We start from the raw sequence: 11,463 nt of genomic DNA on the forward strand, positions 1-11,463 counted from the left end.
GCCAGTTCCGTAGGTTGGTCGGGTGCGCCGCCCCCTGATCCTGCTCACGGTCGCCCTCACGGTCACCGCCGGCCTGGTGGTGTGTGGGCTGCTGCTGCCCGGTGAGGAGGCCGGCCGGCAGCAGCCGCCGGCAGCGGCCACCCCGCTCAGCGGGCTCGACACCGACGCCCTGGTCGCCGCCCGCGCCGCGTTCTGCGACGCCGTTCCGGCCGCCTGGGTCGAGGACGTCCTGGGCAGCGAGCCGTCGCAGGCCCAGGCCTGGGGCAACGGCGACACGCTGCCCGCAGCCGCCGGCGTCCGCGACGTCGCCCACGAGTTCGGCTGCCGGTGGGCCGCCGGCGATCTCGCCGTCGAGGGCTGGGTCTTCGCTCCCCCGGTCACCGCCGCCCGCGCCCGCGAGCTGGTCGGCGCCGCGCGCGAGACCACCGGCTGCACGCCGCTCCCCGCAGCGGCCGCCCTCGGGTCCCCGTCCGTGGCGCTCACCTGCGGGGCTCCGCACGGACAGTCGACCGCGACGTACGCCGGACTGCTGGGCGACGCCTGGCTCACCTGCCGGGTCACCGGGCCCGCTGCCCGGGCGGAGCTCGCCGAGACCGCGGACCGTTGGTGCGGGATGGTGCTCGCCGCGGCCGGCGCCGGCTAGTTGGCGTCGGCCTTCTCGGCGCCCCGCCGCCAGCGGATGCCGGCCTCGAGGAACCCGTCGAGCTCGCCGTCGAACACCGAGGAGGGGTTGCCGACCTCGTAGCCGGTGCGCAGGTCCTTCACGATCTGGTAGGGGTTCAGCACGTAGTTGCGCATCTGGTCGCCCCAGCTGGCCTGCACGTCGCCCTTCAGGTCGTCGAGGTGGGCCTTCTCCTCGGCCTTCTTCAGCGCCAGCAGCTTGGCCTTCAGCACCACCATCGCGCTGGCCTTGTTCTGCAGCTGGCTCTTCTCGTTCTGGCAGCTGACCACGGTGCCGGTCGGGATGTGGGTGAGCCGCACCGCCGAGTCGGTGGTGTTGACCGACTGGCCGCCCGGACCGCCGGAGCGGTAGACGTCGACCCGGATGTCCTCGTCGGGCACGTCGATCTCGTCGGTCTGCTCGAGCACCGGCACCACCTCGACGGCGGCGAAGCTGGTCTGCCGGCGGCCCTGGTTGTCGAACGGGCTGATCCGCACCAGGCGGTGGGTGCCGGCCTCGACCGAGAGCGTGCCGTAGGCGTAGGGGGCGTGCACGGCGAAGGTGGCCGACTTCAGGCCGGCCTCCTCGGCATAGGAGGTGTCGAAGACCTCGACGGGGTACTTGTGCTGCTCGGCCCAGCGGACGTACATGCGCATCAGCATCTCGGCGAAGTCGGCGGCGTCGACGCCACCGGCGCCCGCGCGGATCGTCACCAGCGCCTCGCGGGCGTCGTACTCGCCGGAGAGCAGGGTGCGCACCTCGAGCGCCTCGACCGCCTTCTGCAGCCTGCCGAGCTCGACCTCGGCCTCGGCGATCGAGTCGGCGTCACCCTCCTCCTGGCCGAGCTCGACCATGACCTCGAGGTCCTCGATCCGGGAGTGCAGGGCGGCGAAGCGGTCCACCTCACCCTGGAGCGCCGAGAGCCGCCCGGTGATCCGGGTCGCGTTCGCCTGGTCGTCCCACAGGTCGGGTGCGGCCACCTGCTCGCCGAGCTCGGCGATCTCACTGCGCATCGCGTCGATGTCGAGGACCTGCTCGATGGTGCGCATGGTCGCCAGGAGCTGCTTGATCGCTACGTCGAAGTCGGGGCCCGCCACAAGGGTCAACAGTACGGCCCCACAGGAGCACGGCCCAACCCCGAGGTCCGGGTGAGCACGCGGACCGCGGTGCGCACCGTGCGGCCACGCTTCGGCCGACACCCACCTCGCCGTCACCGGGGGTTCACCGCCCGCCGCCACGGTGGAGCCATGCGCGTCGCGATCGTGACCGAGTCCTTCCTCCCCCAGGTCAACGGTGTCGCCAACACCGTGCGCCACGTGGCCGACCGGCTGCAGGCCGCCGGGCACGAACCCCTGGTGATCGCCCCTGGCCCCGGCCCCGACCGGCACCGCGGCGTCCCCGTGGTGCGGGTGCGCTCGGTCGGCCTGCCCGGCTACCGCTCCTTCCCCGTCGGCCTGCCCGACGCCGCAGTGCACCGCTCGCTGGAGCGGTTCGCCCCCGACGTGGTGCACCTGGCCTCGCCGATCTGCCTGGGCGCGGTCGGTCTGCGGGCCGCGCGCCGGCTCGGCGTGCCGACGGTGGCGGTCTACCAGACCGACATCGGCGGCTTCGCCCGCCAGTACGGCCTGCGCGCGGAGAGCACCGTGGCCCGCTGGGTCGGCCACCTGCACCGCCGCGCCACCCGCACCCTGGTGCCCTCCACCACCTCCTACGCCCAGCTCGCCGCGCTCGGCGTCACCGACCTGCACGTGTGGCGCCGCGGGGTCTCCCACGACCTGTTCGGGCCGCAGCGGCGCGACCCCGACCTGCGCCGGGCCTGGGGCGTCGGTGACGGTACCGGAGAGCGTCTGGCGGTCGGGTACGTCGGCCGGCTGGCCCCCGAGAAGCAGGTACGCCGCCTGGCCGAGCTGGCGGACCTGCCCGGGGTCCGGCTGGTCGTGGTCGGCGACGGCCCCGAGCGCCCGTGGCTCGAGCGGCGGCTCCCCGGCGCCGAGTTCACCGGCATGCTCGGCGGCGCCGAGCTGGGCCGCGCGTTCGCCTCCCTCGACGTGTTCGTCCACCTCGGCGAGGCCGAGACGTTCTGCCAGACCGTGCAGGAGGCGCAGGCCAGCGGGGTTCCCGTGGTCGCCCCGGCGGCCGGCGGCCCGCTCGACCTCGTCGAGCCGGGTGTCACCGGCCTGCTGCACGACCCGGCGGACCGGGCCGACCTGCGCCGCCAGGTCGAGCGGCTGGTCGCCTCCCGGGGGCTGCGCGGCCACCTGGCCATCGGTGGCCTGCAGGCGGTCGCCGAGCGTGGCTGGGGCCGCACCGTCGACGAGCTGGTGCGCCACCACTACGCGGCCGTGGTCGAGCGTCCCGCCGACCGGCTCGCCGCCTGAGTGCGGCCCTGGGCACGGGCGGACGCGCAGGTGCGGATCGCCCAGCTGGCGAACTTCGTCGGCCCCACCTCCGGCGGCATGCGCACCGCGCTGGCCGCGCTGGGCCGGGGCTACGCCGCCGCCGGCGTGGACCGGCTGCTCGTCGTGCCCGGGCCCCGCGACCGGGTCACCGAGACCGCCGCGGGCCGGGTGGTGGAGCTGCGGGCGCCCCGCGTGGGCGGCGGCTACCGGCTGATCGTCGAGCCGTGGCGGGTGGTGGAGGTGCTGGAGCGCTTCGCACCCACCTCGCTGGAGGTCTCCGACAAGTCCACGATGCTCCCGGTCTCGGCGTGGGCGCGACGCTCGGGCGTGCCCACGCTGTTGCTCTCCCACGAGCGGCTCGACGCGATGCTCTCCCTGCGCACCGGCCTGGGCGCCGGGTTCGGCGCCCCGGTGGCCGCGCTCAACAGGGTGCTGGCCCAGCGCTACGACCGGGTGGTGGTCACCTCGGCCTTCGCGGCCGCCGAGTTCGCCGCCGCGGTCGCCGAGGCCGGCATCCCGTTGCACCGCGTGCCGTTGGGGGTCGACCTGGCCACGTTCCGGCCGCCCGCGGGGTCACCGGCCCGCTCCCCCGGCCCGCTCCGGCTCGTGCACGCGGGCCGGCTCTCCCGCGAGAAGAGCCCCGCCCTGGCCGTCGCCACCGCGGTGGCGCTGCACCGGCGCGGCGTACCGATGCAGTTGGACGTGTACGGCGACGGTCCGCAGCGGGCGCGCCTGGAACGACTGGCCGCCGGGTCACCGGTGCGGTTCCACGGCTACGTCGCCGGCCGCCGCACCCTGGCCCGGCGCTTGGCCGGCGCGGACGTCGCGCTGTCGGTCTGCCCCGGCGAGACGTTCGGGCTGGCGGTGCTCGAGGCGCTGGCGTGCGGGCTGCCGGTGGTGACCGCGGACGTCGGCGGCGCCCGCGAGCTCGTCGACACCGCGTCGGGAGCGTGGGCGCTCGCCGAGCCGGAGGCGTTGGCCGACGCCGTGCTGGAGGTGGCCGCCCGGCCGGTGGCGGAGCGGCGTTCGGCGGCCCGCCGCCGGGCCGAGCGCTACCCGTGGTCGGCGACGGTCGAAGCGATGCTGCAGCTTCACGCCGCGTCGGCGAGGTCCTCGGTCGGTCGGCGCACCGCCTGAGCCGGGCCCTGCCGGTCCAGCGCCCGGCGATGGGCGGTCGACTGGGCGATCGCCACCCCCGCGACCAACGCGACGGTCAGCCCGATCTCGGCCATCGCGCCGTTCAGCGAGGAGTCGAGCGGCGCGACCAGCCCGGCGAGGCCGCAGAACGCGACCAGCGCCGCGGTCGCCCGGGGGCCGAGGTGGATCGCCGCGAGGAACGGCACCGTCCACAGCGCGTACCAGTGGTGCACCACCGACCCCAGCACCACCACGGCCAGCGAGGCGTGGGCGAGCGCTCGCACCGCCGCGCCCGGCACCCCGGTCGGGGCGCGGAGCCCCAGCCAGACGGCGACACCGAGGGCGCCGAGCGTGCCGCCGTCGCGCACCAGCGAGACCGGGTCGCCGATCGGGGCGATCCCGGTGAGGTCCTGCAGGCCGGCGAGCAGGCGACCGAGCTGGGTGGTCAGCGACAGCGGGGTGCGGACGACTCCGGGCACGTCGAGGGCGTGCACCCAGCCGACGCCCAGCCCGGAGAGCAGCCCGACACCGCCCAGCGTGCCGATCGAGGCGGCGGCGACCGCGAGCCCGCGGCGCAGCCGGTCGCCCACGGTGGCGGTCACCGGCAGCGAGAGCAGCACCACCGCCAGGCAGGCCAGCCCGCCCGGCAGCTTGACCGCCGCCGCGAGGCCGCCGGCCACCGCGCCGGCCAGCCAGTGGTGTTCGACGGCGACGACGACCGCCACCGCCATCACCCCCACCATCAGGACGTCGTTGTGCAGCCCCGCGACCCCGTGGGCCAGCAGGAACGGGCTGGCCAGCACCAGCGCCGACGCCCGGGCCGGGTCGTGCCCCGACCAGCGCGCCATCCGGGGGACGGCGTAGGCGAGCATCGCGAGGCCGGCCAGCGCCAGCAACCGGTGCGCCAGCACCAGCAACCAGGGGTCGCCGGTGACGCCGCCGGCCAGGGCGCCCCACAGCAGCGGGATCGGCCCGTACGGCGTCAGGGTCCACATCCACATCGGGTCGACCGCCTCGACGAGCTCCCCGCCCAGCCAGCCCGGCCCGTACTCGTAGGGCGAGATGCCGACCCGGACCATCTCGCCCTGCGCCGCATAGCTCCACCCGTCGCGACTGAACATCGCCGGGGCCACCAGCAGCGGCAGCGACCACGTCGCGGCCGCCCGCCGCACCATTGCCAGCCGTTCGTCGGCCGTCGTCGTGCCGTCGCCGCGGGTGAGACGGACCAGCTCCAGCCAGGCGGCCCCGGCCAGGCCCAGGCCGGCGACGACGACCGTGAGACCGACCATCCGCCCCGCGGTCGACCCGCGCAGGTCCGAGACCAGAGGGAGGCCCGCCACCGGGGTCGACTCGGGCAGCACGGAGACGATCAGCCCCCCGAGGAGCACGAGTAGGTAGCCGACCACGCCTCGCTTGATCACGAGGGCATGCTCGCCACCGCGATGACCGTGCCGGCGGCAGGCACGTGAACGGTCGGTCAACTCGCCCCGACCGGCCGGTGGGGAGGGCGGTGGCACGCAATCTCGTCGCCTTCCGATCCCGTGGCGGTCACCGGCACCTCGCCTCGTGGCCACCGCCGCGACACCGGGGTGCCGTGCGGTGGCCCCATGGCGATCCGATCCCCCGGGCGGCAACCGGTCGCCGGCCCCGTGCTCTGGTCGGGCGGGGTCGCGGTCACGGCGGCGGTGCTGGTCACTGGCGCCCGGCAGCTGCTGCGCCGGCAGGCCGCGACGGCACGGCGGGTGATCGGCAAGCCGCTGGGCGAGCAGACCCCCGACGCCGACCGCACCTGGAAGCGCTCCTACGGCGACCCGGTCGAGCTGCTGCTGCTGGGCGACTCGATCGCGGCGGGCCTGGGGGCCAGCCACCGCAAGCGCACCCTCGGTGGGCAGCTCGCCCGCCGGCTGGCGCGGCGTACCCGGCGGGCGGTGCGGCTGCGGACGGTCGCCCAGGTCGGAGCCGAGAGCTCGATGCTGCGCAGCCAGCTGGCCGAGCTGCCCGCGGGCTACCGCGCCGACGTGGCGGTGGTCGTGGTCGGCGGCAACGACGTCACCCACCGGGTCCGCCCGGCCAGCTCGGCGGCGCACCTGGCGGACGCCGTCCGGGCGCTGCGCGCCGACGGGGCCGAGGTCGTCGTCGGCACCTGCCCCGACCTGGGTGCCCTCACGGCGGTGCCGCAGCCGCTGCGGGCCCTCGGCGGGGTGGCCTCCCGGCAGCTGGCCGCCGCCCAGCGCGAGGCGGTGCTCGCCGAGGGGGCCTATGCGGTGTCGCTGGCCCACGTGGTGGGCCCGTTCTTCGTCGCCCAGCCGGACCGGATGTTCGCCGAGGACCGGTTCCACCCCTCCGACGACGGCTACCAGCGCACCGCCAAGGCGCTGCTGCCCAGTGTGCTCGCAGCGCTGGGTCACGAGCAGCGGCTGCCGTTCGGGCACCACCGGGCCGACGGCACCGCTGCGGCGCGCTAACCCAGGGAGTCGGCCGGTCGACCCGGCCCCCGGTCCGGGTCGATCCGGTCCATGACCGGGGTGGCCAGCACCCCGTGCAGCAGCACCGAGGCGATGACGGTGAAAGTGACCGTCGACCAGAGCCAGTCCTGGGCGAGCACCTCGTGCTCGCCGGCGGCGTAGGCGAGGTAGTAGAGAGACCCGATGCCGCGGACCCCGAAGAAGGCCGCCGCCCACATCTGCGGGCGGCTCAGGCCCCCGGTCTGGTGGGTGCGGCGGGCGAACGGAGCGAGCGCGACGATGCCGGCGAGCGGCCGGATCACCAGCAGCAGGGCCAGGCCGACGGCCACCCCACGCCAGTCGAGGGAGTCGAACAGGCCGCGGGTGACCGCGATGCCGAGCACCAGCAGCACGAACAGGGTGAGCAGCCGCTCCAGCCGCTCGGCCACCTCGTGCATCGCCGCGTGGTAGTCGTGCGAGCGCTCCGCGGAGCGGAACGTCATCGCGCAGACGAAAACCGCGAGGAAGCCGTAGCCCTGCAGCACCTCGGTGACGCCGTACGCCGTGACCAGAGCGGCCAGCGCCAGCAGCGACTCGCCGCGCTCGGCGACGCGCAGCGACGGGCTCTGGGAGCGGAAGGCCACGTAGGCCAGCAGCCGCCCGACAAGGATGCCGGCCACCACCCCGATCACCACCTTGCCGACCAGGTAGAAGCCCAGCCACTCCAGCCCCCAGCTGGTCACGGCGCCCTCGGTGGCGAGCAGGATCGCCGCGTAGACGAACGGGAACGCCAGCCCGTCGTTGAGCCCGGCCTCGGAGGTGAGGGTGAACCGGAGCTCGTCGGTCTCGTCGACCTCGTGGTCGCCGGTCTGGGGGCCGGCCACCTGCACGTCGGAGGCGAGCACCGGGTCGGTCGGGGCCAGGGCGGCACCGAGCAGGACGGCGGCGGCCGGGGCGAGCCCCGCCCACCAGCCGAGCAGCGCGACGCCGGCGATCGAGAGCGGCATCGCGATCAGCAGCAGCCGCCAGGTGGGCGCCCACGGTCGCCAGGTGCGCGGGTTGCGGATCTCCAGCGGCCGGTCGATGGCCAGCCCGACGCCCATCAACGCCACGATCACCGCGAGCTCGGTGACGTGCTCGATGGTGGGCTGGTTCTGCTGCGGGTCCAGCGGCAGGCCGTCGGGCAGCGGCGTGACGCCGATCAGCATGCCGACGGCGACGAGCACCATCGGCGCGGAGACCGCCCACCGGTCCAGCAGTGCGGGCAGCACGATCGCGAGCAGCAGGCTGCCGCCCGCCACCAGGTAGACCAGGTCGGCAGTCACTGCCGGCGGGTACCCGGCGAGGCCTCCGTCGAATCGCTCAGGCGGAGCCGTCGTCCTTGGTCACCCACGACGGCGGCGGCGGGGGCGGCGTGGTGGGTGCGGCCGGAGGCACGGGGGGTGGGGGCGCCTGGCCCGCATCCGGCGCGGCGACCGGGTCGGCCGCCTGCGCGGCGTACCCACCGGGTGGCGGGGGCGGGGCCGCGGTGCCGGCACCCGGCGGAGGCGGAACGGTGCCGGGGGCCGGGGCCGCCGTGTGCAGGGTGAAGTTGAGCTGGGCGCCGCCGGACTCGAGCCCACGAAGCGCGGTGAGCACCCGCTCGCGCTCCTCCGCGGAGGCGGGTCGGCCCGTCTCCTCGAGGTAGGCGAGCACACCGAGGTCGCGCAGCAGCTTCTCGGGGTTGGCGGCGGCGGGGCCGCTCAGACCCGAGTTCGACAGCGCGGTGTCGGCCTTGGCGGCGAGCTGGTCGGCCGCGGCCTTGGCCTTGTCGAGGAAGCCCATCGTGACTCTCCTGTCGGGAGTTGTTTCGGGTCCCGGCTCTTCGAGCCAAGACACTACGCGCGAGGCCCGGGTCGCCATAGTGTTTTCGGCGCAGACCCGCCATCGGGCCGCAACCACACGAACCCCACGAGGAGGACACCGATGGCCATCCACGGCTCGCTGTTCCAGGCGCACCAGGAGAACACCTCGCAGGACCCGTTCTCGCTGCAGAACAAGAAGATGCTGAAGATCCAGATGGGCTACGGCCCGGTCTGGGCGAAGACCGGCTCGATGGTCGCCTACCAAGGCGACATCCGCTTCGAGAACACCGGCTCGGGCGGGTTCGGCAAGATCGTCAAGAAGGCGATGACCGGTGAGGGCGTCGACATGATGCAGTGCACCGGCACCGGCGAGCTGTTCGTGGCCGACCGGGCCGGCGAGGTGCAGATCATCTATCTCGAGAACGACATGGTCTCGGTCAACGGCAACAACGTGCTCGCGTTCTCGTCCTCGATCGAGTGGGACATCCACCGGGTGCAGGCGCGCGGCGCGGCGATGACCGGCGGGCTCTACAACGTGTCGCTGCGCGGCACCGGCTATGTCGCGATCACCACCGAGGGCGAGCCCGTCGCGCTCGACGTCGCCTCGGCCCCCACCTTCGGCGACGCTCAGGCCGTGGTGCTGTGGACCGCCGGCGTGAGCATGGACGTCAAGGTCGACACCGGCGGCATCAAGTCGATGCTCCGCGGCGGCACCGGCGAGCTGCTGCAGATGTCGTTCGGCGGCCAGGGCTACGTGCTGGTCCAGCCCAGCGAGTCGGTGCTCCAGGGCGGCGCGCAGGCCGGCGGCACTCCCAGTGGTGGCGGCGGCGGGCTGGGCGGCCTGTTCGGCGGCTGAGGGAGGGCACCGGCCGGTCGCCGGCCGGTGCGGTCAGCCGGTCAGCGGCTTGGCCAGCACCAGCTCGCGACGTCCGTCGTCGTCGACCTCCACCTCGCCGGTCGGCTCGAACCCGTTCCGGCGGTAGAGCGCGGCGGCCGCGGCGTTCTGGTCCATCACAGTGAGCCGCAGCACGGCGGCGGAGGTGGAGCGCCCCCACCGCTCGACCTCGCCGATGAGCGCGTCCCCGACGCCGCGGCCGCGGGCGCCGGGGGCGACCCACATCGAGATCAGCTCGACCGTGCCGTCGTCCGCGGTCGGGACACCGGTGGTCATGCCGGCGTCGGTGCCGTCGAGAGACGCGATGACGTCGTGGGCGCCGTGGATGCTGAGCCGGTCGCGCCAGCGCTCCTCCCGGTCTCCCTCGCCCTGCCAGTCGGCGAGCCGGGAGCCGAAGGCGTCGGGTGCGTCGGCGAGGGCGGCGAGCCGCAGCTCGCGCCAGGCGCGCCAGTCGTCGGGGGTGAGCACGCGGAGGTCGATCACCCGAGGATCCTGGCGGGCCGCCCGGCCCCTCCGCCACTGGTTTCGCATCAGCCCGGGGCATCGTCGGGGGACACCACCGCCGCCCCGTCGGCACCGACCATGGCCGTGCCGGGCGACCCGGGCACGGTCAGCGGCAGGTCGAGCGGGGCCTCGAGGCTGACGGTCACGCTGCGCGCGGCCGCGTCGACGGCGACGTCGTAGCGCAGACCGGGGTACTTCGCGTAGGCACCGGCGTCCTGCAGGTAGCGCGCCACCGCGGCCCGCACCTGCGGCTCGGAGAGCCGCAGCCGCTCGGGTGGCAGCCCCTGGGTGTAGACCTCCTCACCGGTGGCGCCCAGGTCGGCGCCGTGCAGGGCCGCCCCGTCGGCGAGCGTGTCGAGGCCCTGGCGCTGCAGGTAGGCCGCGGTGGCGTCGACGACCACCGCGATCCCCACGGCCAGCACGAACGCGAAGCCGATGATCAGCAGCGTCACCTGGCCGCGCTCGTCGCGGCGGCGAGGCCGGGCGTCAGCGCGCGGCATCGGCGTCCCCGATCTCCTGGTACTGCCCGATCGGCACCGCGTGGGTGGCATCGAGGGCGAACGAGGGTGCGCCGCCGCCGAGGAAGTCGGGCAGCAGCGGCAGGTCGACCTGCGACTCGATGCGCACGGTGATCACCGAGGTGCCGGCGTGGCAGTCACCTGGGAAAGGGGAGCAGGAGACCTTCACCCGCAGCGGCGCGTCGTCGAGACCCTGGTCGGCCAGCGCCTGGCGGGCGACCTGCTCGGCGCGGCGCTGGCCCTCGGCGTCGTCGGGCGCCAGCGCGTAGGCACGACCGGCGGCGCGGGCCGCCGCGCTGACCCCGAACGCGCCGCGCTGCACCTCGAAGACCGACATCACGATCCAGACCATCGGGATCAGCAGCAGGATGCCGAGCCAGGTGAACTCCACCAGCGCGCTGCCCCGCTCGTCCGGTCGGCGGCGGCGCCGGCGACCCGGCCTCACGGCTCTTCCTCGATCGCCCGCCCGGACACCTCCAGCGCCACCGCGGGGCCGCCCAGCCCGAGCGCGGGCACCTCGGCCCGGACGGTCACCTCGACCGCAGGCGCCCCGTCGACGGTGATTACGTGGGCGGACACGTCGCGCGCGAACCTTCCCGTCAGGGCGCCACTGATCTGGCGGCGGGTCATCGCAGCGCCCTCGTCCGGTCCGCGGTCGGACGTGGCGGCGTACCGTGCGCCCTCCGACGCCGCAGCGGCGAGGGTGTTGCGCACCAGCAACACCAGGGAGAGCTGGAGGATCCCGAGCACCATCGGCACCAGGATGACCAGCACGAGCACGAAGTCGACGACCGCGGAGCCCTGCTCGCGGCCGCGAAGCATTAGCGCACCTGCCCCAGAGCGGCGCTCAGGATGCCTTGGAGCTCACCGCGAGCCACCGAGCCGATCGCACCCACCAAGCCGACGGACATCACGGTGATGAAGACCCACCCGGGCACGTCGCCGCGTTCGTCGCGCCGCTGCCGCAGCGGTCGGGCGAGGGTGTCGAGCATGACGTAGAGCCGCAGGAGTGCGGCATCGCGGTGTTCCATCGGTGTTCCCCCATCGGTCGGAGCGATTGA

At 74.9% G+C, this 11,463-nt stretch carries 14 protein-coding genes; 5 read left to right on the top strand and 9 right to left on the bottom strand.

Going from position 1 to position 11,463, the window contains the following annotated elements:
- The first annotated feature begins 22 nt into the window (after positions 1 to 22).
- Positions 23 to 643 (top strand): hypothetical protein, encoded by a 621-nt coding sequence (locus tag D6B71_RS10745; RefSeq protein WP_121254841.1) that lies wholly within the window; start codon positions 23 to 25, stop codon positions 641 to 643.
- On the opposite strand, the gene prfB is transcribed toward D6B71_RS10745, so the two are convergent.
- Positions 640 to 1,758, bottom strand: a complete 1,119-nt coding sequence (gene prfB / locus D6B71_RS10750) for a peptide chain release factor 2 (protein WP_121254843.1) — start codon at positions 1,756 to 1,758, stop codon at positions 640 to 642. The two genes, D6B71_RS10745 and prfB, sit on opposite strands and share 4 nt — an antisense overlap.
- 150 nt (positions 1,759 to 1,908) lie before the next feature.
- Here prfB and D6B71_RS10755 point away from each other — a divergent pair, with 150 nt between their 5' ends.
- Both D6B71_RS10755 and D6B71_RS10760 read left to right on the top strand, forming a co-directional pair.
- The gene (locus tag D6B71_RS10755; protein ID WP_121254845.1) at positions 1,909 to 3,039 is read left to right on the top strand and encodes a glycosyltransferase family 4 protein; all 1,131 of its coding nucleotides are present in this window, start codon (positions 1,909 to 1,911) and stop codon (positions 3,037 to 3,039) included.
- A 30-nt stretch (positions 3,040 to 3,069) separates the two neighbouring features.
- On the top strand, positions 3,070 to 4,197 hold the full coding sequence (locus D6B71_RS10760) for a glycosyltransferase (RefSeq protein WP_121255098.1): 1,128 nt from the start codon (positions 3,070 to 3,072) through the stop codon (positions 4,195 to 4,197).
- Here the strand turns inward: D6B71_RS10760 and mptB are convergent.
- Positions 4,152 to 5,618, bottom strand: coding sequence for a polyprenol phosphomannose-dependent alpha 1,6 mannosyltransferase MptB (gene mptB / locus D6B71_RS10765; protein WP_121254847.1), 1,467 nt, complete (start codon positions 5,616 to 5,618; stop codon positions 4,152 to 4,154). The genes D6B71_RS10760 and mptB overlap by 46 nt on opposite strands.
- A 186-nt stretch (positions 5,619 to 5,804) precedes the next feature.
- On the opposite strand from mptB, the gene D6B71_RS10770 reads away from it, so the two are divergent.
- Positions 5,805 to 6,662 carry an SGNH/GDSL hydrolase family protein gene (locus tag D6B71_RS10770; protein WP_121255100.1) on the top strand — a complete coding sequence of 286 codons (858 nt, stop codon included), beginning with the start codon at positions 5,805 to 5,807 and terminating at the stop codon, positions 6,660 to 6,662.
- On the opposite strand, the gene D6B71_RS10775 is transcribed toward D6B71_RS10770, so the two are convergent.
- Both D6B71_RS10775 and D6B71_RS10780 read right to left on the bottom strand, forming a co-directional pair.
- A complete protein-coding gene (locus tag D6B71_RS10775) occupies positions 6,659 to 7,966 on the bottom strand; it encodes a cation:proton antiporter (RefSeq protein WP_121254848.1) in 1,308 nt (435 codons plus the stop codon). The two genes, D6B71_RS10770 and D6B71_RS10775, sit on opposite strands and share 4 nt — an antisense overlap.
- Positions 7,967 to 8,003: 37 nt before the next feature.
- Positions 8,004 to 8,465 (bottom strand): hypothetical protein, encoded by a 462-nt coding sequence (locus tag D6B71_RS10780; protein ID WP_121254851.1) that lies wholly within the window; start codon positions 8,463 to 8,465, stop codon positions 8,004 to 8,006.
- A 141-nt stretch (positions 8,466 to 8,606) separates the two neighbouring features.
- Between D6B71_RS10780 and D6B71_RS10785 the strand changes: the two genes are divergently transcribed.
- Positions 8,607 to 9,341: an AIM24 family protein gene (locus tag D6B71_RS10785; RefSeq protein ID WP_121254853.1), complete on the top strand. Its 735-nt coding sequence runs from the start codon at positions 8,607 to 8,609 to the stop codon at positions 9,339 to 9,341.
- A gap of 33 nt (positions 9,342 to 9,374) precedes the next feature.
- On the opposite strand, the gene D6B71_RS10790 is transcribed toward D6B71_RS10785, so the two are convergent.
- From D6B71_RS10790 to D6B71_RS10810, 5 genes are read right to left on the bottom strand one after another with little or no spacing between them, the layout of a single operon-like run.
- Entirely contained in the window at positions 9,375 to 9,863 is a 489-nt protein-coding gene (locus D6B71_RS10790; protein WP_121254854.1) for a GNAT family N-acetyltransferase, read from the bottom strand.
- Between the two features lie 47 nt (positions 9,864 to 9,910).
- Positions 9,911 to 10,384, bottom strand: coding sequence for a pilus assembly protein TadG-related protein (locus D6B71_RS10795; RefSeq protein ID WP_121254856.1), 474 nt, complete (start codon positions 10,382 to 10,384; stop codon positions 9,911 to 9,913).
- Positions 10,371 to 10,847 carry a hypothetical protein gene (locus D6B71_RS10800; protein WP_121254858.1) on the bottom strand — a complete coding sequence of 159 codons (477 nt, stop codon included), beginning with the start codon at positions 10,845 to 10,847 and terminating at the stop codon, positions 10,371 to 10,373. The genes D6B71_RS10795 and D6B71_RS10800 overlap by 14 nt, the downstream gene beginning before the upstream one ends.
- A complete protein-coding gene (locus D6B71_RS10805) occupies positions 10,844 to 11,224 on the bottom strand; it encodes a TadE family protein (RefSeq protein ID WP_121254860.1) in 381 nt (126 codons plus the stop codon). The genes D6B71_RS10800 and D6B71_RS10805 overlap by 4 nt, the downstream gene beginning before the upstream one ends.
- Positions 11,224 to 11,433 (bottom strand): hypothetical protein, encoded by a 210-nt coding sequence (locus tag D6B71_RS10810; protein ID WP_121254862.1) that lies wholly within the window; start codon positions 11,431 to 11,433, stop codon positions 11,224 to 11,226. Before D6B71_RS10810 ends, D6B71_RS10805 begins: the two co-directional genes overlap by 1 nt.
- Positions 11,434 to 11,463 lie beyond the last annotated feature (30 nt).

It is taken from the genome of Nocardioides ferulae, from assembly GCF_003660455.1.
In the GTDB taxonomy this organism is placed as follows: Bacteria; Actinomycetota; Actinomycetes; order Propionibacteriales; family Nocardioidaceae; genus Nocardioides; species Nocardioides ferulae.

Bases quoted from the DNA above. Each gene is read 5' to 3' on its own strand.
- D6B71_RS10755 (WP_121254845.1), top strand. From the start codon at position 1,909: ATGCGCGTCGCGATCGTGACCGAGTCCTTCCTCCCCCAGGTCAACGGT.
- D6B71_RS10770 (WP_121255100.1), top strand. From the start codon at position 5,805: ATGGCGATCCGATCCCCCGGGCGGCAACCGGTCGCCGGCCCCGTGCTC.
- D6B71_RS10780 (WP_121254851.1), bottom strand. From the start codon at position 8,465: ATGGGCTTCCTCGACAAGGCCAAGGCCGCGGCCGACCAGCTCGCCGCC.
- D6B71_RS10785 (WP_121254853.1), top strand. From the start codon at position 8,607: ATGGCCATCCACGGCTCGCTGTTCCAGGCGCACCAGGAGAACACCTCG.
- D6B71_RS10795 (WP_121254856.1), bottom strand. From the start codon at position 10,384: ATGCCGCGCGCTGACGCCCGGCCTCGCCGCCGCGACGAGCGCGGCCAG.
- D6B71_RS10805 (WP_121254860.1), bottom strand. From the start codon at position 11,224: ATGCTTCGCGGCCGCGAGCAGGGCTCCGCGGTCGTCGACTTCGTGCTC.
- D6B71_RS10810 (WP_121254862.1), bottom strand. From the start codon at position 11,433: ATGGAACACCGCGATGCCGCACTCCTGCGGCTCTACGTCATGCTCGAC.